The 24350-nt window shown below is 68.0% G+C and carries 28 protein-coding genes; 7 read left to right on the top strand and 21 right to left on the bottom strand.

Annotated elements, in window-relative coordinates; genetic code table 11:
• Positions 1–369: 369 nt before the first annotated feature.
• The 16 genes from J5X86_RS48615 to J5X86_RS48690 form a co-directional block, all read right to left on the bottom strand.
• Positions 370–3102, bottom strand: coding sequence for a BTAD domain-containing putative transcriptional regulator (locus tag J5X86_RS48615; RefSeq protein ID WP_208523000.1), 2733 nt, complete (start codon positions 3100–3102; stop codon positions 370–372).
• A gap of 35 nt (positions 3103–3137) precedes the next feature.
• On the bottom strand, positions 3138–3575 hold the full coding sequence (locus J5X86_RS48620; protein ID WP_208523022.1) for a pilus assembly protein TadG-related protein: 438 nt from the start codon (positions 3573–3575) through the stop codon (positions 3138–3140).
• 8 nt (positions 3576–3583) lie between these two features.
• Positions 3584–4018 carry a TadE/TadG family type IV pilus assembly protein gene (locus J5X86_RS48625; protein ID WP_243983288.1) on the bottom strand — a complete coding sequence of 145 codons (435 nt, stop codon included), beginning with the start codon at positions 4016–4018 and terminating at the stop codon, positions 3584–3586.
• On the bottom strand, positions 4015–4422 hold the full coding sequence (locus J5X86_RS48630; protein WP_243983292.1) for a TadE family protein: 408 nt from the start codon (positions 4420–4422) through the stop codon (positions 4015–4017). The genes J5X86_RS48625 and J5X86_RS48630 overlap by 4 nt, the downstream gene beginning before the upstream one ends.
• 12 nt (positions 4423–4434) lie before the next feature.
• Positions 4435–4632 carry a hypothetical protein gene (locus tag J5X86_RS48635; protein ID WP_208523003.1) on the bottom strand — a complete coding sequence of 66 codons (198 nt, stop codon included), beginning with the start codon at positions 4630–4632 and terminating at the stop codon, positions 4435–4437.
• 50 nt (positions 4633–4682) lie between these two features.
• Positions 4683–5582 carry a type II secretion system F family protein gene (locus tag J5X86_RS48640; RefSeq protein ID WP_208523004.1) on the bottom strand — a complete coding sequence of 300 codons (900 nt, stop codon included), beginning with the start codon at positions 5580–5582 and terminating at the stop codon, positions 4683–4685.
• Positions 5579–6493 (bottom strand): type II secretion system F family protein, encoded by a 915-nt coding sequence (locus J5X86_RS48645; RefSeq protein ID WP_208523005.1) that lies wholly within the window; start codon positions 6491–6493, stop codon positions 5579–5581. Before J5X86_RS48645 ends, J5X86_RS48640 begins: the two co-directional genes overlap by 4 nt.
• Positions 6490–7836, bottom strand: coding sequence for a CpaF family protein (locus J5X86_RS48650; RefSeq protein ID WP_208523006.1), 1347 nt, complete (start codon positions 7834–7836; stop codon positions 6490–6492). Before J5X86_RS48650 ends, J5X86_RS48645 begins: the two co-directional genes overlap by 4 nt.
• Positions 7833–8633 carry a hypothetical protein gene (locus J5X86_RS48655; protein ID WP_308124973.1) on the bottom strand — a complete coding sequence of 267 codons (801 nt, stop codon included), beginning with the start codon at positions 8631–8633 and terminating at the stop codon, positions 7833–7835. The genes J5X86_RS48650 and J5X86_RS48655 overlap by 4 nt, the downstream gene beginning before the upstream one ends.
• 41 nt (positions 8634–8674) lie before the next feature.
• Entirely contained in the window at positions 8675–9415 is a 741-nt protein-coding gene (locus J5X86_RS48660) for an SAF domain-containing protein (RefSeq protein WP_308124974.1), read from the bottom strand.
• A gap of 43 nt (positions 9416–9458) precedes the next feature.
• Positions 9459–10007, bottom strand: coding sequence for a hypothetical protein (locus tag J5X86_RS48665; RefSeq protein WP_208523008.1), 549 nt, complete (start codon positions 10005–10007; stop codon positions 9459–9461).
• A gap of 290 nt (positions 10008–10297) precedes the next feature.
• Positions 10298–10891 (bottom strand): hypothetical protein, encoded by a 594-nt coding sequence (locus tag J5X86_RS51720; RefSeq protein ID WP_243983289.1) that lies wholly within the window; start codon positions 10889–10891, stop codon positions 10298–10300.
• A 278-nt stretch (positions 10892–11169) separates the two neighbouring features.
• A complete protein-coding gene (locus J5X86_RS48675; RefSeq protein ID WP_208523009.1) occupies positions 11170–11649 on the bottom strand; it encodes an ATP-binding protein in 480 nt (159 codons plus the stop codon).
• Between the two features lie 467 nt (positions 11650–12116).
• Entirely contained in the window at positions 12117–12389 is a 273-nt protein-coding gene (locus J5X86_RS48680) for a radical SAM protein (RefSeq protein WP_243983290.1), read from the bottom strand.
• Between the two features lie 82 nt (positions 12390–12471).
• Entirely contained in the window at positions 12472–12843 is a 372-nt protein-coding gene (locus tag J5X86_RS48685) for a hypothetical protein (RefSeq protein ID WP_208523010.1), read from the bottom strand.
• Positions 12844–13039: 196 nt separating this feature from the next.
• A complete protein-coding gene (locus J5X86_RS48690; RefSeq protein ID WP_208523011.1) occupies positions 13040–13597 on the bottom strand; it encodes a hypothetical protein in 558 nt (185 codons plus the stop codon).
• Between the two features lie 230 nt (positions 13598–13827).
• Here J5X86_RS48690 and J5X86_RS48695 point away from each other — a divergent pair, with 230 nt between their 5' ends.
• Positions 13828–13968: a hypothetical protein gene (locus J5X86_RS48695; protein WP_208523012.1), complete on the top strand. Its 141-nt coding sequence runs from the start codon at positions 13828–13830 to the stop codon at positions 13966–13968.
• A 94-nt stretch (positions 13969–14062) separates the two neighbouring features.
• Here the strand turns inward: J5X86_RS48695 and J5X86_RS48700 are convergent, their stop codons facing one another.
• The 4 genes from J5X86_RS48700 to J5X86_RS48715 all read right to left on the bottom strand — a co-directional run bounded on the left by J5X86_RS48700 (position 14063) and on the right by J5X86_RS48715 (position 17614).
• Positions 14063–14881 carry a Scr1 family TA system antitoxin-like transcriptional regulator gene (locus J5X86_RS48700; RefSeq protein WP_208523013.1) on the bottom strand — a complete coding sequence of 273 codons (819 nt, stop codon included), beginning with the start codon at positions 14879–14881 and terminating at the stop codon, positions 14063–14065.
• Complete coding sequence (locus J5X86_RS48705) at positions 14878–15627, bottom strand: helix-turn-helix domain-containing protein (RefSeq protein ID WP_208523014.1); 750 nt, start codon at positions 15625–15627, stop codon at positions 14878–14880. The genes J5X86_RS48700 and J5X86_RS48705 overlap by 4 nt, the downstream gene beginning before the upstream one ends.
• Positions 15628–15638: 11 nt before the next feature.
• Positions 15639–16052, bottom strand: coding sequence for an ATP-binding protein (locus tag J5X86_RS48710; protein ID WP_208523015.1), 414 nt, complete (start codon positions 16050–16052; stop codon positions 15639–15641).
• Positions 16053–16366: 314 nt separating this feature from the next.
• Positions 16367–17614 (bottom strand): helix-turn-helix domain-containing protein, encoded by a 1248-nt coding sequence (locus J5X86_RS48715; RefSeq protein WP_208523016.1) that lies wholly within the window; start codon positions 17612–17614, stop codon positions 16367–16369.
• Between the two features lie 160 nt (positions 17615–17774).
• Between J5X86_RS48715 and J5X86_RS48720 the strand changes: the two genes are divergently transcribed.
• Positions 17775–18005 (top strand): hypothetical protein, encoded by a 231-nt coding sequence (locus J5X86_RS48720; RefSeq protein WP_308124975.1) that lies wholly within the window; start codon positions 17775–17777, stop codon positions 18003–18005.
• A gap of 49 nt (positions 18006–18054) precedes the next feature.
• Positions 18055–18237 carry a hypothetical protein gene (locus tag J5X86_RS48725; protein WP_208523018.1) on the top strand — a complete coding sequence of 61 codons (183 nt, stop codon included), beginning with the start codon at positions 18055–18057 and terminating at the stop codon, positions 18235–18237.
• Positions 18238–18407: 170 nt separating this feature from the next.
• Here J5X86_RS48725 and J5X86_RS48730 read toward each other — a convergent pair whose 3' ends face one another.
• Positions 18408–19733: a hypothetical protein gene (locus tag J5X86_RS48730; protein ID WP_208523019.1), complete on the bottom strand. Its 1326-nt coding sequence runs from the start codon at positions 19731–19733 to the stop codon at positions 18408–18410.
• Positions 19734–19907: 174 nt separating this feature from the next.
• Here J5X86_RS48730 and J5X86_RS48735 point away from each other — a divergent pair, with 174 nt between their 5' ends.
• The 4 genes from J5X86_RS48735 (at position 19908) to J5X86_RS52740 (ending at position 24121) form a co-directional block, all read left to right on the top strand.
• The gene (locus J5X86_RS48735) at positions 19908–21101 is read left to right on the top strand and encodes a phosphotransferase (protein WP_308124976.1); all 1194 of its coding nucleotides are present in this window, start codon (positions 19908–19910) and stop codon (positions 21099–21101) included.
• Positions 21098–22039: an NAD(P)-binding domain-containing protein gene (locus J5X86_RS48740; RefSeq protein ID WP_208523021.1), complete on the top strand. Its 942-nt coding sequence runs from the start codon at positions 21098–21100 to the stop codon at positions 22037–22039. The genes J5X86_RS48735 and J5X86_RS48740 overlap by 4 nt, the downstream gene beginning before the upstream one ends.
• The gene (locus J5X86_RS48745; RefSeq protein WP_308124977.1) at positions 22036–23172 is read left to right on the top strand and encodes a hypothetical protein; all 1137 of its coding nucleotides are present in this window, start codon (positions 22036–22038) and stop codon (positions 23170–23172) included. Before J5X86_RS48740 ends, J5X86_RS48745 begins: the two co-directional genes overlap by 4 nt.
• Before the next feature lie 502 nt (positions 23173–23674).
• Positions 23675–24121: an integrase core domain-containing protein gene (locus J5X86_RS52740; RefSeq protein WP_308124978.1), complete on the top strand. Its 447-nt coding sequence runs from the start codon at positions 23675–23677 to the stop codon at positions 24119–24121.
• Positions 24122–24350 lie beyond the last annotated feature (229 nt).

Below are 24350 nucleotides of genomic sequence, written 5' to 3' on the forward strand. Positions count from 1 at the left end.
CTCGGCTACGCCCTGGGTACCGCCGCGCTGCCTCGTTCTGCCGGCTGACGAACGGTCTTTGGTGATCTGGAATGAATGCTGGCTGACGGGGGGACAGCGTGCAGGTATGCGAGCCGGTAGTGATACGTGTGTGGTGAGGTTGTGGCGGGGCCGCTGAAGTCAGGTAGATCGGGATGCTTTGCTGTACCGATATACAGTCGCCCTCGCCGGCCCCCGGCTCGTATGCGGTGTGGCCTGCGGTGATGCGGTGCGTAGGGGCGTCGTATCCAAAGGCGGCCCCCGAGACGGCCCCCTGAACGACGGGGGAAACGACGGGGCAAACGCCATCAGGCCATCCGGCAGGTTGAGCGGACGCTCACGGAGAGGGGGTTATCCCGGGCGCGCGGAGCTGCGCGTGCTGTTGATGACCAGTGCGCGGGTAGCAGGGTCCGGTTCGAGACCGAGTTCGTTGAGGTGGCGCGTAAGGAGCGTGAAGGTGTGGCGGGCGGTGTCGTGTCGTCCGGCGGCTTGGTGCAGGCGGATGGCGTGCTGGTAGAGGAGTTCATGGGTGGGGTTGAGGCCGATCGCTTTCTCCAGGTGGTCGAGCGCGGCATCGGCGTCCTGGCGGGTGCCGGTGTGCTCGGCGTGGTGGGCGATGTGGGCGACAGCGTCGGCTGCCTTGTTCGCCAGTGATTCACGGATGCTGTCGCACCACGGGTAGTCACCACCGTGAGCGAAGGGCCCGTGGTACAGGTCGACGGCGCGGCAAAGGGCGGCCAGGCGTGCGGGCCCGTCAGGGGCGGATGCGGCATGGTGGAGGGCTTCGGTGAAGGCGGCGAGGTCGGTTTCGATCAGTCCGGTATGGAGTTTGTGCAATTCTCCGTGGAGCTGGATGAATTCCGCCTTGCTGTGGCCGGTGGCGGTGCGGAGTGTGCGTCTCACGGCGCGGCGAAGGTTTTTCAGTTCTTTTGCTGATTGGTCGGGGTCTTCGCTGAGCCGGAGGTGGCGCACGATGTCGTCGGCGATCAGGCCGGTGGGATGGGCGGCGAGGAGGGCGAGGAATTCTCGTACTTCGCCCCGGAGTCCGAGTCCGACGGGTTCAGGGTTTCCGTGGGCGTAGAGCGTCGCTGGGCCCAGGACGTTCAAGCGAACCGGCTTGTCCTGGTTCGCTTCCCGCAGTTTTACCGGCTCTACGGGCTCTGGTTGGGCAGGGGGTGGATCGTCTTCCGGGTCGCGGTCGGCGTCCTCGTCCGGGTGCTGCGGTGGGTCTGCAGCTGCTCGGGCGCCTGGGACCATGCGCGGCCGTGGGCGCTCTTCGTGCGCGGTAAGGAGCATGTCCAGGACGTCCTGTCCGGCCTGGGGGGTGAGGTGGAAGAGCTGGAGGCTGCTGGCACAGTTGCCGTCGCCTGTCTGCTGGTTGACGGTTCCGTCTGATCCGATGCGCCAGGCGGCGGTGCCGGGCAGGTCGCCGAGGGCCAGGACGATGAGGGCACCGTGCGGTGCTCGGCTGGCCAGTGCCGCGAGATAGCTGCTCTGCGCGGTATTCGGCTCCGTGAGGAGGACGAGCATGTCTGGGCCGGTGCGCTCCCCCGGGCCATCGGTTGTCGCGGGAAGCGGGCTGTGTGCCGCCTCCTGCGTGTCTTGGTGATGGCGGGCGTGTGCGAGGAGGTGCGCTTCCGCGCGGCGGATTGCTTCGTCCAGGTCCTCGGCCGAGGCGAGGGCGCTGAACTCCGGTGGCGTCCCTGGCAGGAGTCGGTCGCTGAGGTCTTGGGTGAGTAGGCCCCGGATGCGTGGTGTTTGGGGCCGGAGGCGTTCAGCCGCGGTGAGGATGCCGATCACCAGTGCGCGGGCGGCTGCCTCAGCCCCGGGTCCCGTCCACGCGCATCCTCCTGCCAAGGCGTCCAGGGAGATCTCGGATGCGTTGGCGGTGCCGATGGTCACCGTGCAGGCGGGCTGGGGAGGTTGGGGTGGTGTGCGGCGTGTGATGAGCCTGCCCGGGTCGGCAGCGGTAGATCTGGGCAGGCCGGCCTCGCGGGCGGCCACGACGGCCTTTTCGATCACGGGGCTGAGTGGCGGAGGCTGTGCGTCGAGGCTGGGGCGGCGGAATCGGTTTTGGTAGAAGCGGAAGAAGCGCAGGGCCGCCAGGAGGCCGGCCGCGGTGGTGATGCCAATCATGCTCGCAGTGCCGACGCTGATCGCGGCGGGTCCTGGCCGCGCGTGGTTCGTGGTGTGCTCGCCGGTGGCTCGGCTGGCGGTGTCATGCTCCGCGCTGTGTCCCGCTGTCGGATCTGCGGGCGGCTGGGCGGTGGGCATGGGCGGCGTGGAGGGCTTCGTCGGTGCAGGGTGGGCCGTGGGTGGGGCTGAATGGTTCGGTGATGAGGCGGCGGGGGTGGTGGGGATGGTGAGTTGCCAGCCAGGGGTGAGCTGGTCTGGGTCCGTCAGTCGCTGGCCGTCGGCCTGGATGCGGTTCTTGTTCAGGGCGTAGACGCGCGGCCACTTCAGGGGGTCACCCAGGTGGGTACCGGCGATATCCCACAGGGTGTCGCCTTCCGCCACGGTGTACTCCACGCCGCGCGCCTGGGTGCTCCGTGCTGCTCTTGTGGGATCGGATTCGCCCTTGTCCTTCGTCGACCCTGCGTGAGCGGGAGCTGTAGCGGTAATAGGGGCGCGCACTCCATCTACGGGTGTGTGCTGATGCGCGTTCGCGGCAGGGGGGCGCCAGAGACTGATAACGGCGAGGGCGAGTGTGCCGATACACAAGGCGGCCAGAGCGCGCTGCACCGGCAGTGTCTCCAGATGGGCCGCGTGCGCCGTGCGGTCGCGCAGCAGTTGCGGAAGGTGCAGTGCGTACCAGGCCGCTTCCGTGACCAGGGACCAGGCGAAGGCGGCCCAGCACACCCAGCCCACCATCGCCAGCAGGTCGACCATCACCGGGTCGGCGACCGGCTGCATGAGCCATGCGCTGAGGTCATGCCAGGAGCCGATGCGGTCGGGCCAGGGCACGCCGGTCGCGTGCCAGAGCACGTAGGGCATGCCAGCCAGCAGGGCGAGGGTGATGGCGCCGGTGGCGGTGGCGGTGAGGAAGGCCCCAAGCCTCGCTTTCGATGAGGATCGGTAGGCCATACGCGGGTTCGCCCCTCTTCAATGTGGCGGGTGCGCTACGGGTTGGCGCGTTCGGCGCGCACGGTGGCATGGGCTGTGACGGTCAGAGCGCGAATGCCGACCAGTTGCAGGATCTGAGCGCGCTGGTGGTGAGTGACCTTCACAGTGACCTCATCGCCGCGCACCTTCGCCTGCCCAAAGTCGCCGGTGGCAGTGACGTAGGCGGTAGCAGCCCGGGCGGCCTTGCCGGTCAGGAGTCGGAGGTCCTGGGTGTTGCGGAGTCGGCCGATGTCCAGTTGCTGGGCGCCGGTGCGGGCCGCCTCCTGCGCCACGTCCAGGGCTCGTGCCTTGCCGGCCAAGGCCAGTCCGCCGTCGACGACGATTCCCGTGAACAGCCACAGTGCTGCCACCACGCCGACAACGAAGGCGGTGACCTGCCCGCGGTCTCCCCTCTTCGTCGCCTCCGCGCACAGGAGTTTCAGGTGCGGATGCATGGGGGGTTTCACGGTGCGCTCCGGTGAACGTCGACAGGCGAATAGGCAGTGCCCTGGAGGGTCATCCGGCCGGGCATGCCGGTATGGGTCAGGTCTCCCAGGTCGACGGTGCAGGTGACTTTCACGGTGGCAGTGGCGCCTGACTTGAGTCCGCTGGTGAAGAGGGCGACCGCGGGGCGTGAGCATGCTGCGCCTGCGTGGTGGAGGGCGGCGTGGACGGTGCTGCGGGCGCTGGTGCGGGCTCCGGTTTCGGTGCGGGCGATGGAGGCCGCACGTGCGGCCTGGTGAGCGGCGTCCGCAACGACGAGCCGGGCGTCTGCCAGGCGCCCCAACGCGACGACGGTCATCAAGATGAGCACGAGGAGTGGAGTAAGCAGGACGAGTTCCACGGCGGCCGAGCCGCGATCCGTTGGGGTCGGGGCGGTGCCTGTTCCCTTGCTCATAAGTGTGCTCCGGCCGGGAGGGTGATCCGTTCGACGGCTCCGGAGGCTGCCCCGCTCGCGGTCAGACGCAGGCCCGGCACAACGGGCATCACCTCTCCCTGGACGCGCACGGTGGCCTGGGTGGAGGTACGGCGGACCGTGACGGAGGGGGAGGAAAGGACGTGGCTGCCGAGCTGGGACAGGCTGCGTACGGCTTGCGCTTGGCCGGCCGCGGCGCTGCCGTGCTGGACCCGGGCGGCGGCCAGGGCCCGTTCGGCTGTGTATTGAGCGATGTGGTGGGCGTGCCAGGCCAGCGCGAACTGGACAATCAGCATCGCGAGGATCAGCAGCGTGGGGACGACGATGACCAGTTGAGTGGTGGCGGCACCGCGGTCGCTGTGTAGGTCTCGTAGTCGGTACGGCAGGTGGTTCACCGGTTACCCCAGGTCGATGGAATGGGCCTTCCCGAGGACCTTGGCGGTGATGATGCCGACCGTAGTGAGGGCGAGGATGGCCAGCAGCGCGGTGACAACAATGGTTTCGGTGGTATACCCCGCGTCGTCGCGAGCGCGGCGGCGTACGAGGTCGGCGTGGTCGCGCAGGGCGGCGAGTGCCTGCAGGATCGGGTGCGGCATAGGGATCGTTCTCCGGTTTGGTGGCGGCAGCAGCCATGGGGGCGGGGTGGTCAGGTCATAGCGAGGACGTGTGCGAGGGCTGGGTAGCCGATGAGGAGCAGGAAAGCAGCGAAGAGGAGCACCACGGGCAGGGACATCTGTTCGGTGGCCGCTTGAGCTGCTCCGTCGGCTTCTGACAGGCGGCGGCGCCGCATGGCGCGGGCCTTCGCAGCGAGTGAGGCGCGCACTTTGGCGCCCTCGGCGCCGGCCAGGTTGAGCGTGGCGGCGAGTTCCGTCAGATCGCTGACGCCCAGGTGTTGTCCGAGGTCTCCCAGGTGCTGCCAGGGGCTGGTCCGGGTGAGCTGGGCGACGTGCAGGGCGTGGCGGAGTTTGGATGCGGCCCAGCCGCGGGGGCCCTGGACGGCGTCGGCCAGGGCCTGCTGGATACCGGCTCCGCCGGCCAGGGCGATCACAGTCAGGTCGAGGATCAAGGTGAGCGTGTGTCGCATCTGCTGTCGGCGATCAGCTGCCTGCTTGCGGACAGTGAGGTCCGGGAGGAAGAACAGCACGGCGGCAAGGACCAGGGAGCCGGACAGCGGCATCCACCAGCCGATGTCGATGCCCGCCCCGAAGCGGACCAGGGCGAGCGCGATCCAGGGCGTCAGCAGTCCAGCGGCGGCGCAGGTTGCTTTGCCGGCCAGGTGCTTTTCCACGTCCGTCCCGCAGACGGCGAGGTCTGCGCGCAGGGTCGCGGTGGGAAAGCCGAGGGCCCGCACCAGGGGCACTGCTCTACGGCCCAGGCGCGTTGCCCATTCCGGGTCCTCGTGCGGTGCGCCCGTCTCGGCCAATGTTCCGGGCGTGGCGTCGAGGGAGGCAATCACATCGGCAAGCGCAGGCCGAGGTGGGCGCAGCCCGTAGGCCAGGGCGACCAGCCCGGCACCGAATGCGGCGCCCAGCACGATGGTGATCACCCTGCCCTCCCCTCAAACGTTGGCGCGTCGGCGGAACTGTGGCCGACGAGGCGTACCGGTTCGTGAAGACGTCCGATGGCGGTGAGCCAGGTGAAGGAGGCTGCGAACAGGGCGCCGACGACGGCCAGTACCAGCTGGCCTGTGAGGGTGTCGAAGGGGTCCAGGTAGGGCCGGTTGAAGACGGTCAGGCCGACGGCCATGCCGAGGGTGACGGTCACGGTGACTCTGACGCCGGTGCGGATGCTGGCGCGGCCGGCGTCGATGCGCTGGCGCATGGCCACCTGTTCGCGGACCGAGTCGGCCAGTTCCCCCAGGAGCGAGGCGAGTTGGCTGGCCTGCCGTTCAGCGGCCGTCACCAAGGCAGCGACCACGACGTCAGCGAGCGGGTCGTCCACCTCGTCGGCGAAGGTCCGCAAGGCGGCGGGCAGCGGCTGGGAGGATCGGATCGATGCGGCCAAGCAATGCAATTCTCGTTGCAGCGGCGCGGGGGCGATGGCGGCGGTGGTCAGGACAGCCTGTTCCAGTCCGGCAGCGGCGGAGAGGGTGTCGCGCAGCATCTCCGTCCACAGCGCGAGGGCTTCCATCCGCTCGGTCCGCCGAGCGGTGGCCCGGTCCGGTCCGAGGAGACCGGGCAGGGTGAGCAGTGCCGCTGTGGTCAGCACGGCGGCCACCGGCCACCTGGTCAACGCCCCCGTCGCCACTCCGGCTGTCAGGGCGATGGTGAGGCGGCGCCGGTTCCACCCGGCGGGGAGGCGGCTAGCCATACACTGCCGCCACCCGCTGGCCGGGGCGCCGTGGGGAACGGGTCGGCGTAGCACGCCGGTAATGATCAGCAGGACGCCGGTACCGAAGAGGACACCGAGGATCGCGGCGACGACGCCGGTCGCCTCGCCCAGCCGTTGCACGGTCATCGGCCTGCTCCCCACCAGGTGAAGCCCGCCGCTTGAGCGTCCAGCCCGGCCCCGATCAGGTCGTGGAGTGTTTCGGCGCGCGGGGGCGTGGCCGGGACAGCCCGGCCGTCCGGCCCGGGACGGTAGATCTCGTTCGAGACCAGCTGCGGCCCGTCGGCATCGACGACCTCACGCACTGAGTCGATCACCCGTTTCCCCTCTGCGTCCCACGCCAGATGCACCACGAAGTGGACGGCGGAGGCCACCAGCAGGTTGGTCGCCTCCAAAGACAGGCGCTCAGGGGCTTGGGCGGCGTAGGCGGCCAGCTTGGTGAACACCCCGCGGGAGGTGGAGGCGTGGATCGTGGACAGCGAACCGTCGTTGCCCTGGCTCATCGCGTTGCACATCGGGATGACCTCACTGCCGCGGATCTCGCCGACAATCACCCGGTCCGGGGACATGCGCAGCCCCCAGCGCACCAGCTCCGCCTGATCGATGGCGCCCTGGCCCTCGATATTGGGCTCGCGGGCCTGCATCGCCACCACATTCGGGTGAGCAGCCTCATCCGTGTCGAGGCCGAGTTCGAAGGTGTCCTCGATCGTGATCAGCCGCTCGGTCGGCGGAATCCGGGAGGCGAACGCGCGCAGCACGGTGGTCTTCCCCACATTGGTGCCACCGCCGATGATGATGTTCTTCCGCGCTCGCACCAGCGCCGACAACAGAGCGGCCATGGGCTCATCGCACACCCCGAGCCGCACCAGATCTTCCATCGAGGCGGCAGGGAACCGGTGACGGCGCACCGACAGTGACACCCGCCCGGTGACAGCCATCACCGCGAACAGCCTCGAGCCGTCCGGCAACTGCACATTCAGCCGGGGCACGCCCCGGTCGAAACGGCGCTCCTCGCCCTCCACGCTCGTTGCCAGCGTGCGGACCATCTCCACCAGCTCGGCGTCCGAGGCCGCTACCGGGGGCCCTGAACGCCACGTGCCATCCGCTCGGCGGACCCATACGGTGTCACATCCGTTGACGCAGATGTTCTCGACCGACTCGTCAGCCAGCAGCCGCTCCAGAGTGCCGGCGCCGAACAAGGCGTCGATGACCGTCTGCGCGATACGCTCCTCCACTGCTCGGTCGAAGGCGAGACTGCCCTGGGCCAATGCCGCACGAGCCCGCGCAGCCAGTTCCTCCTCCACCAGTCGCTGGGTCGTCGCCCTGCGTTGAGCCTCGCCTTCGGGCGGCAGCCCAGCGGCTTCCCGCTCATCGGCGTACGCCGCCAAGCGAGCCACCACCCGCTGCCGTGCCGTCTCCGCCAGCTCCCGCTCACCAGCGCCACACACAGCACCATCCACGATCGCGCTCACGAGCCGGCCTCCTTCGCCGCCAGCCCCGCCAGGCCATGCTGAACAGTGCCGCCCTGAGGTGGCACGGCGCCCAGCCCCGCGAGATCGCCACTCAACCCCGACACCGCCACCTCACCGGTCCCGCTCAGCTGCCGTGCCACCTCACCCGCCGCCGTCATCAGCCGCAGCCCCTTCCACCTGCTGATGCGCAATGCCGCACGAGAGTGGCCGGCCAGAACGGCGGCTGCCTTCGGATCCCACGGCAAGAAGACGACCCGTGCCACTCCGAGCGTCGCGCTGATCTCCCCCGGCCCATACGGACATGGACCGATCACAACCAGCACATATCGCTCCACCAAGGGTCCGGCCTCCGTCAGGTGCGCAAACACGTGCGCCAGCGCGTCGGCCCCACCGCGCGACACAAGCACCACCGTCTCAGCCGCGTCCAGCAGACCCTCGACGCCCACACCGAGACGGCCCACGTCCAGTACGACGGTGCCCTGATCGCTTTCGTCGCCCAGCAGCACCTGCTGCCCGGACTCGGCAATCAGCCGAACTGCCTCAGCGCATGCCCTGCCTCCCGCCGGTGAGACCACCACCCGCACGCCGAAGGGAAGTTCAGCCGTCGCTCCCAGCAGCGAGCCGGGATGGTCCTTCCTGGCCGCAGTGGCCACGTCCAGCAACCCCGGCGTATGCGGACAGCCGAACCGCACCGCGAGATCCCCACCCGAAACATCGGCTTCCACCACCACGGGCCGCACCCCGTCATCAGCCCGGTCCGGCCAGGCCGCCGCAAGAGCCAACACGGTTGTGGTCACCCCGGGCGCGCCCTTGAGTGACCCCACCGTGATCAACCGCCTCACGGCGCCTCCCGCCCTTCAGCAGGCAGCACCACCACACGCGGATGCTCCATGCCTGCGGCCCGACGCACTGCTCCGGTCTCCACCAGCACCGTCACCACACGCACACCGCCCGGAGACTCAGGAGCCCTCGACCCCGTCACCGTCCCCACAACAGCAGCCGAAGCCGCCTCCCCATCCCCGGCCCCGCCTCCCGTGCCGCCGGGCCCCTCCAGCACGGCAACCCGGTTACCACGCACCACACCCGGCGACACGCTGCCCGCCTCAACAGCGAAGGCCACCTCTGCCTGGCCCTTGGGCGGAAAGGCTCCCCTCCCGCCGAACTGCCCTGGCGACAACAGCGACCCAGCCACCAACGGCACCCTCGTCAGCCGCCCCAGCACCTCCGCCTGGTCCTCAGCCTGCACAACCCCCGTACCGGAAGCGACCTCCGCCCGACGCAGATCACCCGCCGTAAGAACATGGCCGGACGGCAGATCCCGCGCCAGCACCAACACATCACGTCGCTCGCCCACCGACGAGGCGACAAGTGCGAAACCGACGGCCGAGACAACCACCGTTCCCGCGCCAGCCCAGATCCATCCCGATCTGCGCCGCGCCCCGCCCGTCGCCACCGACGGCCGCCGTTGCGTGTCAGGCCGCCGCGCCCCCGGCAGCCCGGCGCCCATGCGCTTCGGACCCAGAGATGAGATGGAGGTACCCACAATCCGCTCCACAGGAAAGAAGAACTCGCTGATCAAGTCCGGTCGGTATCCCACCGAACCGCGTGCTGTTGCTGACTTCTCAATGCACGACGACTGCTTGCACCTCATCGACCGCAAGCGGCCGCTCGGCGGCTATCACCAGCCCTGGCACCCGCCCGGCCTGCCCACCGCCATGCCACTCAACATCCCATGCAACCTGCACCGAAACCTTGAATTTCCGACCCGCTTCAGCCAACGACGACATCCGATAGGTGTAGCCACAATCCGGGGACGGCTCTTCCGGCCGGAACTTACGCGAATACGAGGTCCCGGGTCCGGTGCACGTCACCACGCCGCCCTCCCCCATCGACCACACCGCCCTGCGCGGAATGGCTGTCGCGGACACCCTCAGCCCCGGGACCTCAGCCGTCTGAGTAACCGGTGCCCAGGTGCTGTGCTGAACCCACATCCATGTCGGCACCCCCACCACCTGTACGTCATCCTCGTCCGGACTCGTACGAATCACCGGCTCCGGCAACCGCAGCTTCTCCACAGCCCGTCGAACAACAACCTCGACCGGCACCCTCTGCTTATGCTCAAGTCTGAACTTCTTCGGCTTCTCGCCATCGAAGCGAGGCAGAATCCCCATACCCTCACCAAGATCGAGCTCCCAACCATCCGACGCGATCGTCGGTCGCCTGAAAGGAGCACTCCTGCCACGAGGCGGTAGACCTCGCCGAGAATGAACATTGCGTTGCCGACCAACACCTGTGGCACCTCTGCCACGAACTTCAGCACGCACCTCGCATCCGCCAAGAGCGCACGTCACCCCGCCAAAGTGGCCGCCTGAACCATCCGCCCACGCAACGGGGGCCATCGTCGCTCCGATCACCAAGCACCCGGTGGCTGCCAAGAGCCGTGCTGCCGCCCTATGCTCGATCAACACGACCCGACCTCGTGCATGTAGAGGTAGGAGACCTTCCATACGCCGCCGACCCGACGTACCGTTGCGTCAGTTCTGAAATGCCCTCCAGGGAGATTGTTCTTCAATTCGCCACCGAGCTTGTACTGAAGCCAGTGTCTGTCATCCACACAGTCGCGCAGCTTGACCTCGCTACCGATCGCCGACACGACCTCCGGGTCTACAAGCGGCGCCCCCTTACTAACCAACTTCTCCTTCTTGGCCTTCTTCAAGCCGAACTTCATCAGTTCAAGAGCACCGTCCCTGGCGTGGTCATCCAGCGACGGGGAGGCAGCGTTGGAGGTAAGCGACGCCGCTGTCAGGTCGCGCCACATCGCACGGTAAGCCATCAAGGCGGAGCCTTCCGGCCCGCTAACCACACTTGGAGACGGTCTCTGCAAGTGCTTTCCCTCATGCCCGATTGGCGACTCCGCACTCGAATCTGCCTTCGAACAGCCAACCAGGAACACTCCGACCACCAAGATAGATGCAGAGATCCCGCCCATCCCCAAAGAGCCAAATCTGCGCATCATCTCACCCTTCCGCTTTCCGAAAATCTCCGACAGCAACATAGCGGTCTCCGCTATCCACGGCAGCTTCCCTCACCCTGCTCCCCTCAATCCCACAGGAGACGGAAATCTCGCCGCGTTCTCACTATTCTGACAATCACAGCAGTACGCGTGCGCGGAGGATCATTCATCCCACCAGTCTTCCATTGCACCAGAACTGCCGTGACTCTACGGACGCAGCATCCGCATGTCATCCATACTGGTGACCGCCGCGTGTCCGTAAGTGCATTGACAGACACGCGACGGGTCAATCGGGGCAAAGAGGTCGTCCCCTGTTGAGATTAGGTGTCATCGCTTCCCGAGCCGGGGATCCCCATCCATGCGATCTTCGCTTCAGATCCCATAGGACGAAACCCCCAGCATCCAGAGGTGAGTTGGTTAACGATGCTCATACCCCTACCCCGCTCGGGCAACGATTCGGCCAGGTCATCACGTGTGCTACCAGGCTCTTGAAGCTCTGAACCTAGCGGCGCTGCTGCGAGAGAACGGGCAATTCCCGGGAGGTATGGGTCTCCATCCTGGATCTCGCAGGTGAGCCCGGCGTCGGTGCGGCGTAGCCGTATTTCGTATGGGCCGCAGGCGTGTTCGATGGCGTTAGCGATGAGCTCCGAAGCAGCGAGCACCGCGTCACTGACTACCTCGCCAGGCAGGTCTAGTTGGGCCAGGGTACGCCTGAGAGCCGCACGGGCTTGAGCCGCGGCTCCGGGCGTGCAACTGTTCCAACGCCAAACGCTTTCCTGGCGGCCAGACTCCAAGGTCATCTCTCTTCACCTCGTGCAGCGTGTCGGCCACGCCTGACACGACGATGGCGACCACGCCCAGAACGCACGCAGGCACACGCCTCATGAAGTAGGAACGGTGCGCTTCGGGCGACGAATGGAAGAACCGGTGCAGCGCTGAAGAGGATGAGTGCCATGCGGGCGGCCTCCGGACTGATCGCGTTTGAGACACGACCACGACACCGTGAACTCACCGAGAGCGGAACTACCCTGCCGAGAGAACTTTGCTGGATTTATATTTCTGGCCATGGCTGCCGCTCCACAAGTAAATTATCTACGGGACTAAGCCACGCAGCGTTCGAGATCAAAGATCAGTAATGGAACGCGAAGCCTTTCGAAGTTTCGAGAGAAAGCCAGCCGCCTTGGGTACTTATCTCAGCGACGACTTGCCACCGCTTTTTCGTCGGCGATAAAAGCTGGACACCCCAACTCCGCCGCGTGTGTCGGAGCTACGAAACATAGTCGGCGTGCATGAAAGGCTCACCCTCGGTGATAGTCACCCGGTTGACACGGACCTCGGCGAGCTGCAAGATCAGCCGCTTGCGGATGTCGTCCAGCGGCATGTACTCCCCGCGGTGCGTCGCCAAGACGAAGCAGTGCGCGCACTTCTCGTTGCACGGCTCGCAAGCCTGGACGAGCGCATTGCGGCGGGGGTGATCTACGGATATTCGGAAGTAGCGGGACGAGGCTTGGGCGCCGGTGATGATCGGGCGGGCTGTCATACGAGCCCCCCACGGTTGGCGGTGATGCCCGCGCCCCGGCCGGGCGACGCTCAGGTCAGCGCGGCCGGGGGCGGGAGTCTCATCAGGCAGGGACGTACCGAAGGGCGGCGCGCACTTTGTCTTCCAGGCGCCGTATGCACGAGTCGCAACCGTAGAGCGGCACTTGGCACCCCGCGCTCTCCACCGTGCCGAGCAGCAGCGTCGGCAGGTCGACGCGCTCGCACCACAGCCAGCAGTCACCCGGCGCCCATCGTTGCCGTTCGGGCGCCGGCGATGGGGCGCCGCCGCGGATGAGGGTGCCCCGGGCCTTGCTCTCCAGGTGTCGGATACACCGCTCGCATGCGTGCAGGGGGACGTTGCCGCCTTCCCAGAGGACCGGTCCGAGCCACAGCACCAGGACCGCGATGCGCTCGCACCACAGCCAGCACTCACCCGAGGTCCATCGCCGCTCCACGAGCAGCCTCCTTTCCTGTCGTGACGGCTCCGGCCGCCCTCCCCCCGGGGGTAGGGAGCGGAGCCCGGGACCACCCCGCCGGGGCTCACGGGCACACCCGGCCGGGGTGGGAGTCACGGGTGGGTGAAGCCGTAGCCGAGCACGCCCAGCAGCGCCGCCACGATCACCACGCACAGCAGCTGTTCAGTACCGGAGCTCATTGCGGGCCCCGCTGGTGGCCCAGGAGGTGGACGCGATCGCCACCGGTGGCGCGCAGACACGGGCTACAGGCGTAGCGGCGGTACAGGCGGCCGTTCTCCGACTCTCGGCGGTCGATCACCTCAGCGTCGCGCGTGGGGGTGGCGCAGAAGTGGCACACCACCACGAAGTCCGCTCTGTCGGCCTCATCCAGCGGCCCGACCACTTCCTCCATGGCCGAGCGCAGCGCCTCGGGATCGGTGAACAACCCGGTCGCTGGTGTGCGGAGCCAGGTGTTCATCCCCTTGTAGCCACTCCACTGGGGCACGAGAAGTTCGTCTCCAGCCCGGTACAGGGTGAGGCGCAACGACGCAGGGGCGGGCCAGTCGTCAATCCCTCCCGGCGGGACAAACCAGACCAGACGGCGGAACACCGCGTCCTCAAGGACTGCCCCGGCGTGCTCGCCCAGGGCGTCCAGGGTGAGGCGTCCCCAGTCGCTGGGAGCCTCGACAGCGTTCCAGGTGTCATCGGCGCGCTTCAGGCCAAGAGGGGTGTCCGGGCGGAGGCTGGGAGGCACGGCATCGAGCCTCATGGGCGTCCTCTTTCTGGTAGTGCGTGGTTAGGGCGGCGGCTCGTCGAACGGCATGAGCGGCGGGAAGGCGGAGGAAGGGGGCGGGCCGCTGACCTGGGCGCGTCCGGTGGGAGTCGGACTGTCAGCGGCCCGCCCGGTCAGGGCGAGGGCGGGAGCCCGCAGCATCGCGTGCCGCCGCCTACGGAGGTCAGGCTCATCCTCAAAGGAGTGCCGCATTGGGTGCAGACGAGCTGCCACGGGCGGCCCGGCACGCCGGGGTGATCCTCGTCCAGGTCGAGGCCGGCCTGCCGCACCCCCCACAGCGCCGAGTCGCGCTGTGCGGCCGGGTCCCACTCAAGGGGCAGCCCTTTCCCTGAGCGAGGGGCACCGAGCAGGATGGGGAATGAATAACCGCCAAAGAGCAACCAAGGTTGACCCACCGGCGGTTGTCCGCACGGTCTGCTTGAGCGCTCACGCAGTCCTCCCTACAACTGCCTGCTCGAAAGGCAGTCCGGCGTCCAAGGCGGCCGAGAGAAAGTGACACCTTTGCGCGGCTTCGTCGCCGGTGTAGTAGGAGACGAAACCGATCCCCTCTTCCGCGACCATGACGTGCCCGTGGAGCGTCATTCCGTACATGAGGCTGGCGGGAGGGATCATCCCAACGTCCAAGGGAAGGACCAGCATCCGCGGCCCCTGTGGCGAACTGGCTAGCTGCCGGAGGTGAGAGAGCTGGGCCGACCATACGGACGGCTGGCTGAGCAGCCTCTCCAGCGCCAGCTCGTCCACAACCAGCGTCACGCCTTCGCCATTGTCAACGGTGACCTGTGCATGGCGGACGCGGACCGGGCCGCCCCGGAGCCGTTGGGTCAGGGAATCCGTCGGGTACGTCGGGATCCGCACCATGTGGGGGATGGAAAACGCGCTGTAGATGACCACGGTCTCCGCCTGTCGCAGGCAGGCATGGAGCCGGTCCAGCCATCCCGGCGCGTGGTCGCTCAGAATGTGCCGATGCGGCCCCTGGAGGAGGTATTCCACTGCGGTGAGGCTGGGGAGGTCATCGATGCCATAGCGTTCCAGGAGGTCGGTCGCGTCCGCGGTCCAGTGCAGGCGGCCAGTCTCCACCCGTGACAGCCTGGCGGCAGAGCAGCCAATCGTCCCCGCGGCCTCACTGCCCGTCAGACCGCGCGCAAGCCGTACGGCCCGCAGGTAGGCCCCGATGACCAGCGCGGCGGCGGCTGGCGCTTCGCCCTCGCGCGGCGGTCGGATCTTGCTTCGGGATGGTGCACTCATACGGTCCTCCGCCGTGTGGTGGTCAGCAGGTGGAGACTGCTCACCGCTCGCGGAGCACCGCGGCCCACCGCCTCGCCGCTGTGGTAGTGGCATTCACTGATCACGTCGCTCTCCGAGGCCGCCTTGATCAGCGCCCTGCCGTGCACGCGCCCCGGAGCCGTCGTCAGAGCCGCGATGGCGAGACGGCGATCACGGCCAATGACTCCCTGCGCCCATCCCCGACGTCGGGTCCAGGTCAGGATGTCGGGTGTATACGGGACCGTGCGACACGAGGCACCACGGATGGGACCCGCCGACTGCCAGGCGAGGAATGTCTGTGTGACAGGGTCGGCAATCAGCGGGATGGACACCCCGAGCTGCGGCCGGTCCGGTGCATGGGGGTCCAGTACCTCGGCGCTGCAGACCCGCACGGTCCCGGCGGGGCCACAGCGCTGGTGAAGGCGGACGGCGGAGGCGCCGGTCGCCACACGCAGCGCGGCGAGCTTTTCCGCTCCTGGGCCCGCCATAGGGCCACCGTCAGCCGCAGCCGCCAGCGGGGCCGTTCGCGGCCCGATCATGATCTGGCCGCCCTCCCGGGCGACCAATCCCAGAATGATCATGGCGCGGAGCAGTCGAACGACACTGCTGCGCGGGATGCCGGTAGCCGCCGCGATCTCGGCAGGGGAGGCTACGCCCTGTGCGATGACGTCGAGCATGGCGAACGCCCTGTCGAGCACGCCAACGCCACAACCCACCAGCTCAGGCATGGTCGAGCCACTCACTGATCGGCCTCCAGCTCGGCCCAGACTCGCTTTCCCCACGGCAGTTGATCAACGCCCCATGAAGCGGAGAAGGCATCGACGACGGCCAGGCCGCGACCGCGCTCCTCACTGGGCGAGGGGGTCTTGCGCTCTGGCTTGTCGTGGCTCCTATCGATGACCGAGACGCGCACGCGGTCATCGCTGGTCCGGGTCACGACCAAGCGGAAACAGCGGCCGCGGGCGTGATCCACGGCGTTGGCGACCAGCTCGGATACAACGTGCTCCGCCCCATCGGCGAGGTTGGGCAGGTGCCAGGTCTCCAACACAGTCCGCACCATCTTCCGGACGAGCGCAGCAGACTCCTTCTCGCGGAGGTACGACTGCGAGTAGGCCGGCGCCCCGATGGCAGAGGGCCGGGCGGTGGCGGTCATGACGCTCCGCCCAGCTCGAGGTATGTCTTCCAGTGCCCTGCGCTCCAATGGCGCGGGTCTCCATGCCGGGCCAGGAAACTACGAGGCGCGGGCGCTAATGGGCCGGGTTGGGTCACCGGCGTTGTTGCGGTAATGGATGCGTCAGCGAGCGCACGGCGCTCCTGGCGTTCGTTGGTCGTTCTACGCATGGTCTGCCCCCGGCGTAGGTCTTCACGGTGGTGTGACGGACCGTATGGGGGCAGAGAGTTTCAAGCCACGCACGTAGCGTGGTAGTTCGCGACCGATCGCAAGCGAACTACCACGCTGCGTGTCAGTTAGGCATGGATGTCAAGGTGAGCGGCCATGGACCGCATGTCGCGGGTCAGGCTCCGCTTACGCTTCGTCAGCATGTCGCGCATGATGTATCGAGCCATCGGCTGATGCTTGAGCCAGTGGCCGGACGACCGCTTGAGGCGGTTCAGTTCGTCCATGGCGTCTTGCGTGCATCCCAGCGTGACATGCGCCCTGGCCACGTCCAAGCGGTGCCGGTCCCAATTGTTCGCGGACGGCTTGCCGAACTTCCGCAGCGCCTTCTGGGCGAGCAGTCCCTCATCCGCACGGCGCAGCACACCCCTCACGTCACCAGCGATTGCCAGGTCCTCGACGGCCTTCAACTCCGCCGTCACCGGGCCGAATGTCGTCCAGTGAGTGCGGTAGTCGATGTGCTCTTGGTCCAGCGCAGTCGCCGCAGATGCGGCCATGCGCCGAGCCTCGGCAGCCTCATCGGGCCTGTTGTTACGCACGGCTGCTGACGCGATGCGCAGTGAAAGCTCCCCCCAGGCGGCCAGTTCCCCGGGCGTAGCGGACGACACCCGCGGCTCAACCTGCTCGGCGGTAACGGCAGCCAGGCGCTCGCTCTCGCCGAACCGGTCCTGACGCAGCAGGAGCCAGCACATGCCAATGACGCCGGTCGCCGCGCTGAGTGTCTGCCCGGCCTCCCGGGCGACCCGGATCCCCTCGGCGAGCGCGTGATACGCCATGTCGTACTGGCGCACCTGAGTCAAGTACTTCCCCGTGAGCAGGAGCGCCTGAGCGTGCAAGGCGCGGGCACGCGCCTCGCCCTCGTCATCCTCTGCCGCCAGGACGGAGGCTTCTGCACTCCGCAGCAGGCGGGGCAGCAGGCGGGCGACGGAGTCGTACCGGTCGGCGTGGTACAGGGCGTGCCCGTCCTCGATTCGCCGACCGAGGTCTGACAAGTCCTCTGCCCGACCGGGTTCCGACAGGGTCTCGGTGATCCCCACGGGGGGCATGAGCGCACGGCGGAGCTGGGCAAGCATCTGCCGGTTGGCTTCGTCCCCGACCACGGGTTGTGGAGCGTCGGTGGCGAATAGGGCGGCGGTCTCGACTCCCATCGCGCGGGCGATGGCGTGGAGGGTTTCTACTCGGGCATGGCCTCCCTGTTCGATTTTCCGGATGACCGACACCGAAAGGTCGGCGTCGCTCGCGAGCTGTTCCTGGCTCATTCCGGCGCGGCGTCGATGCGCACGCACGTTGTCTCCCAGAGCGGTTGAAGTCTGCGGCATACTGGTCTCCGTTCTGACCTCGACACTCAGAACGGTACTCCCGGCACCGCCGGGCGCGCGACGATCGGCCCTCGCAGAAGCGAGGGCCGACGTGTTTCGGAGGCCAGGAGGCGGGAGGGATCATGCGGGGGCCCGAGGCATCGCGCTCATGATCCAACGCGTGAAAATCCCCGACAGACCGATCACCCTCCAGCAGGCGACAGAAGCCGAATACTCCGCGCTCAACGGGCTCGTGGGCGAGGAGCGGGAACGCCAGTGGACGCGCTGGCGCGAGGCCGCTGCCAAGAGCCAGGCGGCCATCACCACCGACGCCACGGATGCCAAGCTCAACCGGGCCGCCCTGGAGGCCGCGGTGGAGGCAGCCGTGCGGCATCTCTCGGCCGGCGAATAGGCCAGCACGGCCCACGGCCGCTGTCGGTGCCTCGCCGTACGGTAGGGACATGCCCACCTTCCGGCCGCAAGGCCGTGTGATGCCCCCTGCCCTGGACGAGATCAACCGCCGTATCCGGGTTCTCATGGACGAGCCCGCCACAAAGCAGCGGGCCGTGGAGTACACGCGGCTGCTGGTGCTGTGGGCGTCGGCCACCGCAGCGGACGGGTCCGACTGGGGCAAGGCGGCCTGATCTACCGTGCCGGCCGCCGGTTGACGCGACAGCGCCCCGCCTGAGTTCCACAGCGGGGCGCTATCCGTGCAAGCAGCCACCAGCACGGTTGATAGAACACCGTCACCGTAACCGCAGCCTCCGACATGGGGCGGGCCCAAGATCGGGTAGCGAGCGTCCGCGACTCGGTTTCATGCCGCGAGTGCCTCCTTGAAGGCCAGCACGGCGGGTTCGCGGTGGCTGGATGCCGGGATGCTGCGGTACAGGTCCATCGCCCGGGTCCGCGTCAGTCCCGTGCGGTACGCCGGCGGCAGAGCCGCGAACGCGGCGGTCGCCTGGCGGCAGCCCTGCTCAGTATCGCCGTCTCGGTGGGCGCAGGTGGCCGCGTCGAGCACCAGCAGGGTGCGAGTCATGGTGCTGGTCGGCGCGGACAAATCCAACGCTCGCTGCTGGCTCTCACGGGCGCGGACGGTCTCGCCCAGCACGGTCAGGGCGTGCGAAAGGTGGACGTGGTGCTTCTGCTCCGGGTATCCAAACCAGGTATCCGCGCGCTGCTCAGCGCCGAGCCGCCCCATCAGCCGCTCGGAGTCGGCGAGGGCAAGCCTGGCCTGCTCGGTCTGACCGCACAGGGCGTGCGCGCGGGCGGCGACCGCCGCTGCCAGAGCAGCGGCTGCCGACGGCGCGGTGCCGGCGACCCGGCGGGCGTCCTCGGCCTGGGCGGCTGCCGCTTGGGGAGCGCCGTAGTTCAGCGGCACCATCGCCTCCCGTGCGGCCGTCCACGCATGCAGCTGCCGGTCGCCGGATTCCTCGGCGGGCCGGGCGGCTGTGCCGAACCAATTGCGAGCTTCTCTGCGGGCGCCCAGGTCGTGCAGCACGATGGCCGTCATGCCCGCCATTTGGGCTGCCGTCCGGCACAGCCGCGTGCGAACGGCGACAGGCTGTGGCGTTTCGAGGTGCGGGCGGATTTCGTCGAAGTCAGCAACGAGGTCTGCCAGGACCTTGGCGGGGTCCTGGCCGTGGTAGCCGTATCCGTAGCTCTCCGCAGCTGCTTCCAGATCGGGCAGGTCGGCCGGGGTATCGGCCGCCAGAGCGTGATCGAACGACTGGCGGGTGTCGGTCAGGGCGGCGAGCGCAGTGCCGGTGAGACCGGCGGCGACCGCGCTGCGCAGCATCTGGCGGCGCTTCATCGGGTCATCTCCATGGTGGGGCTCGGTGCTGTGCGGGTCTGACTCCCAGGGTCGCGTAGCGAGCCCGAGGAGCGCACCGGGAATGCGAAGTCCATCCGCGATGCGCTCAACCGTGTCGAAAGCGGTCACTGACATTTCACCCCGGGCGACCTTGCTGACACGCTCCGCTTTCAGCCCGCAGGCTTCCGCGATCCGGTTGAAGCTGATCCTCGCCGTCTCGTGTGCCATGGAAAACACCACGCTGAATTCCCGCGCCCGGGCCGCTCGCAGGAACTTCGGATCAGCCAGCAGCGCGGGCGGAAGCTCAGCGGGTGATGGCGGGAAGTGCACGGTGACCCCCGGGTTGTCTGGCCTGACGGTGACGGGCTGTCAGGGATGACGGTAACCCCATCGTGGGGGTCCCATGGCGGGGTTATCGGCAATGGCGTCGCTGGCTTCACTGAGCGGGCGTCGGGACCGAATCGGGCCCACGACCCCTTGGAGGCGTACGTGAACACTTCTGCTGTGAACACGTCCACTAGTGCGGCCCCGGACCTGGAGGACGTCTTCACCTTCGCGGACGCCGAGATAAGGCAGGCTGCCACCGAGCTGTGGCCACATGCGGTCATCGAGGCGGGCGTGCATGTGCCCAGCGTCACGACCTACGTCCGCCGACTGAAGGTCGATGGCGCAGAGCGGTACGCGAAGTACTCGGTGCTCGGTGTGTCGCTGGTGTCCCTGCTGCGCGGCTCCTGCGGTGGCTGGGACCAGATCCGCCGAGATCAGGCAGCGTACGTCCGGCGACAGGACTCACTGACGAAGCGGGAAGCCGCGCAGCTGCGATTCCTGGCAACGCTCGGCCGGCCTAAGGCATGCCGCGCCGTCGGTTCGTCAAGGGGAGTTCTGTTCACCGAGGCTGTACCGGGCCTGAGTCTTGCGGAGCTGCTGCTCCAACGGCCCCAGGAGGCGGCTGAGTTGCTTGCCGCGCCCTTGCGCGAGCTGTACCGGCTCCACCTTCCGGCCGCGCAGTACGGCCCTGGCACTCCGGCCCCGATCCGGGAGCGCAGCATCGCCGTCACCTTCAGGCGGAAGTTCCACGGCCCCAGTGGACAGGCGCTCCTTGACCAACTCGGCGAACAGCGTTGCGCTCTCGAAGAGCGAGGCCGCCGGGTCGAACTGCTGCGGCAGACCGTCGCCCGGTTAAGCCGATTCCGTTCCCCCACTCCGCGCTCTAACCAGGTGGTGACGTTCGGCGACCTCAAGCCCGAGCACGTCTACTTCCCTGGACCTGGCGGGCAGCCGGTGTTCATCGACCCCGGCCTTCAGCCCGGGAGAGCCTGTGTGGACACGGCCAAGCTGGTCAGCCGCACCGCTTTGCTGCTGGTCGCTGCCCGGCCCGGAGACAAGGCCGGGCGGCAGATCACCAGCGGCATCGACGCCGTCCTCCACGCCCAGCTGGCCCACCGCTCCAGCCGGGCGAGGGAGGCCAGCCTGCGGGAGCTGCTGGTGCTGTGGCTGATGGACACCGTCAACATCGTCACCAGCTATCTCTCCGCACCCGCCGCCCTTCCTCTCCCCGCCCAAGCCGAGGCGGTCGTCCAGCGCGCGGCCGTGGTCTGCATCATTCTCGACCGGCTCACCGACGGCCTCGCGCACGGCCTTGAAGCCGATGCCGTGTGGGAGCAGGGGCTGGCGCTGATCAGGGCAGCGGCGTCATGAGCAGGGGTGCGGCTCCGATCGGGGCGATCGGCGTAGTCGGCGCGGGCGCGGTCGGACAAGCCACGGCCGCGGCACTCGTCTCCTCCGGTCTGGCTTCCCGCCTGCTGGTCACCTCGCGCACATCCTCACGCACGGCCGCACTGGTGACGGACCTGGACGACATGCGTACCGCGCTGCGCGGGTCAACCCACCCGCTGACCAGCCACCCGGCCGACCTCATGGATTGCGACGCCGTGGTGGTCGCATTGCGGGCATCATTCACCAACTCCCGCGCCACTGACGTCCGTATGGCCGGTGCCTCGGCGAACGGCGCCCTGGTCGCCTGGCTCGCGGGGAAGCTGCGCGGCTATGGCGGCACCGTGCTGATGGTGACCAATCCGGTCGATCTGATGGCACGGCTGTTCGCCGACGCCTCCGGCTGCCGCCGGGTGTATGGGATCGGCTCGGCCCTGGACACCGCGCGCTACCGGACGATGCTCGCCGCCCACGTCGGGGCACCGCTGGCGGCAGTGAGCGGGCAGGTGATCGGCGAGCACGGTGATCACCTGGTCGTGTGCGCATCGTCGACCACCGTCAACGATGAGCCTGCGGACGTGCCCGTTCGGGTGATCTTCAACGAACTGTGCTCGAGGCCCGGGCGGATCAGCGCCGGTATCGGCCGCACCCGCTACGGGCCCGCCGGTGCCGTGCTCGAAGCCCTGCACCTGGCCCTCGGCCTGGCCGACGGCACCACGCAGCTCTCCACGGCCTACCAAGGCGGCTGGCTGGGAATTCCGTTGCGATTCACCGCAGGCCAGCCCATACCGTGCCTCCCACGGTTGACCCCCGGCGAGGCCGCTCACTTCCGAGCCGCTGATGCCAAGCTCCGCACCGCATATGAGGCCCTCGGCCCAGTGCTGGATCCCATTCCGTCCCTTTCTGAAAGGACCCTCCCGTGACCGCTACCGCTACCCGCATCACCGCCGCCGACGCGGGCGTGACCGTCATCAGCCATACCCCGGCCATCACCAGCTGGGCCGACCGTTACTTCGGCGCCTGGTGGAACGCCTCGGCCATCACCCCCGTCGAAACCGATCGTGGGTTCCCGGCAGTCTTCGCCGACGTCGACCCGGAGCTCGTGGACGATCTGTCGCTGCTGGTCGACACCTTGCAGCACGATGAAATCACCTACGCGAGGACCAAAATGCTGGTCGCCCACGACCGGGACGGCGCTGTCGTAGCGGTCTCCCCCGACGAGCAACTGGCCTACCGGTTCCAGCCGGAACGCCAGCGCCTGACGATCGCCGGGCGCACGGCGCAGCCGGTCGCCGTCGCGGCCTCGCGCCTGGCCCGCGAGATGGTTCGCGCGCAACTGCTGCGCTCCGGCTGGACGGTACTGCACGCCTCTGCCGCCGACCGTGACGGCCGCACCGTTCTCACCTTCGGCTCCAAGGGCGCCGGGAAGACCACCGTGGCCATGCTGCTGGCCTCCTGGGGGCACGACCTGCTCGCAAACGACCGGGTGCTCGTACGCCCCGAAGGCGAGAGGCTGCGAGTGCTGCCGTGGCCATCTGCTGCCGCGCTCGGCCTGGGTCTGCTGGACGCCCTCGGTCTGTACGACATGGTGCGCGAACGGCTCCAGGCTGGGGAGGAGCTACACCCCACCCAGCACCAGGTGGTGACCGACGCGCTCCTCGCCGGGCAGCGGGAGCCACTGTGGGCGCCCGGCGACGGTAAGCGGGAAAGGAAGGCGCAGCTCTTCCCCGACCAGTTCGTGACCTGGTTCGGTATGCGCCTGGCGACCGAAGGCAGCGCTGTCGCGCTGCTGTTCCCTCGCATCACCCCCGGAGCGGACCCTGCCCTGACACACGAGGCGCGTCAGGTGGCTGAGGCCGACTTCATGAGCGGGAGTACCGAGGACCGCTACCCCGACGTCTTCGGCCTGGCCGAGGGGATCGACGGCGGCGGGAGCGAGTCTGCCCGCCGTGCAGTCGCCGAGCGTCTGGCGAAGCTCCCGCACCACGCACTCGTACTCGGCCACGACACGGCCGCCAATACGGCGTTCCTCTCCACCCTCTTGGAGAACGCCTGAAGACTGCGAAGCCTCCGCGCCTCTACCCGTGAGCCAGGCGCGGAGAGCTTCGCCCTTAGCCCCCAGTCAGGGGCCTGAAAGTACCCGTCACTGGCAGCCTGGCCGGGCGAGCACTGCGGCTTCCTCGATCAATGTGGCACAGTGCGTCCATTCTTCACCCCGATTGAAGGGCACCCCGGTGGCTTCTGCCAGGGTGCGGTCCGCGCCACAGCAGCCTGGTCATGACCGTCACAAGCCTGTATCCGGGCGCTAACGATGGCGCCCACCACTGTTCTTCGTCGACCACAGCACCCGTCGCGCGCACATCGCCGGCATCACCCGACACCCCACCGGACCCTGGATCACCCAGCAAGCGCGGAACTACCTCATGGACCTCGGTGACCCCGCAGAGTCGATCAGGTTCCTCATCCGGGACCGCGGCGCCTACTCCACCGACAGCTTCGACGCCGTCTTCCAAGCGGCCAGCGTACGCGTCATACCCACACTGCCCCAGGTGCCCCGGATGAACACCATCGCCGAACGCTGGATCGGATCATGCCGACGCGGGGCAACCGACGGCATCCTGATCACCGGAGAACGCCATCTCCACCTCGTCCTCAGCGAGTACGCGGAGCACTACAACAGACACCGGCCGCACCGATCTTTCGAGCAACGGGCGCCCGACCGACTCACCGAGCCCGAACCACTCACCACCACCGACAATTCGCATCCATCGACGCGATCGACTCGGCGGCCTCATCCACGAACACACGCAGGTCGCGTAGGAGTAACACGGTTTCCGGCACCCACGCCCTCCGCCGAGAAGCCCTCGACCACATACTCATCCTCGACGAAGCTCACGCACGCCACGTCCTGGCCGAATATCAGAGGCACTACAAGGCACACCGCCCCCACCGGGCCCGACGCCAACTACTCTCCCAAGCCCACGAACAACCACCTCCAGTCCTGAAGCGCCAGCCGCCGAGTCCTGCGCACCCGCGTCCTCGGTGGCGTGATCAACGAGTACAGATATCCCGCTTGACCAGGAGCGATGATTATTCGAGCCCCCACAGACTCTGTTGGTCGATGTGATGGTTCACCTGAAATGACCTTCGGGTGCGGTGGACACTGCTCGTTGTCGGGTCTGTTTCCTGGGGGCGAGGGGGAGATCATGTCGATGCGTCCGTTGCCTGCGCCTG

The organism is Streptomyces sp. NEAU-YJ-81 (assembly GCF_017592595.1).
In the GTDB taxonomy this organism is placed as follows: domain Bacteria; phylum Actinomycetota; class Actinomycetes; order Streptomycetales; family Streptomycetaceae; genus Streptomyces; species Streptomyces hygroscopicus_B.

Excerpts from the sequence above, each read along its gene's own strand:
- J5X86_RS51720 (WP_243983289.1), bottom strand. The coding sequence starts at position 10,891 with ATGTTGCTGTCGGAGATTTTCGGAAAGCGGAAGGGTGAGATGATGCGC.
- J5X86_RS48710 (WP_208523015.1), bottom strand. The coding sequence starts at position 16,052 with ATGACCGCCACCGCCCGGCCCTCTGCCATCGGGGCGCCGGCCTACTCG.
- J5X86_RS48675 (WP_208523009.1), bottom strand. The coding sequence starts at position 11,649 with ATGACCTTGGAGTCTGGCCGCCAGGAAAGCGTTTGGCGTTGGAACAGT.
- J5X86_RS48645 (WP_208523005.1), bottom strand. The coding sequence starts at position 6,493 with ATGACCGTGCAACGGCTGGGCGAGGCGACCGGCGTCGTCGCCGCGATC.
- J5X86_RS48620 (WP_208523022.1), bottom strand. The coding sequence starts at position 3,575 with ATGCATCCGCACCTGAAACTCCTGTGCGCGGAGGCGACGAAGAGGGGA.
- J5X86_RS48615 (WP_208523000.1), bottom strand. The coding sequence starts at position 3,102 with ATGGCCTACCGATCCTCATCGAAAGCGAGGCTTGGGGCCTTCCTCACC.
- J5X86_RS48635 (WP_208523003.1), bottom strand. The coding sequence starts at position 4,632 with ATGCCGCACCCGATCCTGCAGGCACTCGCCGCCCTGCGCGACCACGCC.
- J5X86_RS48700 (WP_208523013.1), bottom strand. The coding sequence starts at position 14,881 with ATGAGTGCACCATCCCGAAGCAAGATCCGACCGCCGCGCGAGGGCGAA.
- J5X86_RS48625 (WP_243983288.1), bottom strand. The coding sequence starts at position 4,018 with ATGAGCAAGGGAACAGGCACCGCCCCGACCCCAACGGATCGCGGCTCG.
- J5X86_RS48705 (WP_208523014.1), bottom strand. The coding sequence starts at position 15,627 with ATGCCTGAGCTGGTGGGTTGTGGCGTTGGCGTGCTCGACAGGGCGTTC.
- J5X86_RS48665 (WP_208523008.1), bottom strand. The coding sequence starts at position 10,007 with ATGGGGATTCTGCCTCGCTTCGATGGCGAGAAGCCGAAGAAGTTCAGA.
- J5X86_RS48740 (WP_208523021.1), top strand. The coding sequence starts at position 21,098 with ATGAGCAGGGGTGCGGCTCCGATCGGGGCGATCGGCGTAGTCGGCGCG.
- J5X86_RS52740 (WP_308124978.1), top strand. The coding sequence starts at position 23,675 with ATGAACACCATCGCCGAACGCTGGATCGGATCATGCCGACGCGGGGCA.
- J5X86_RS48715 (WP_208523016.1), bottom strand. The coding sequence starts at position 17,614 with ATGCCGCAGACTTCAACCGCTCTGGGAGACAACGTGCGTGCGCATCGA.
- J5X86_RS48725 (WP_208523018.1), top strand. The coding sequence starts at position 18,055 with ATGCCCACCTTCCGGCCGCAAGGCCGTGTGATGCCCCCTGCCCTGGAC.
- J5X86_RS48680 (WP_243983290.1), bottom strand. The coding sequence starts at position 12,389 with ATGACAGCCCGCCCGATCATCACCGGCGCCCAAGCCTCGTCCCGCTAC.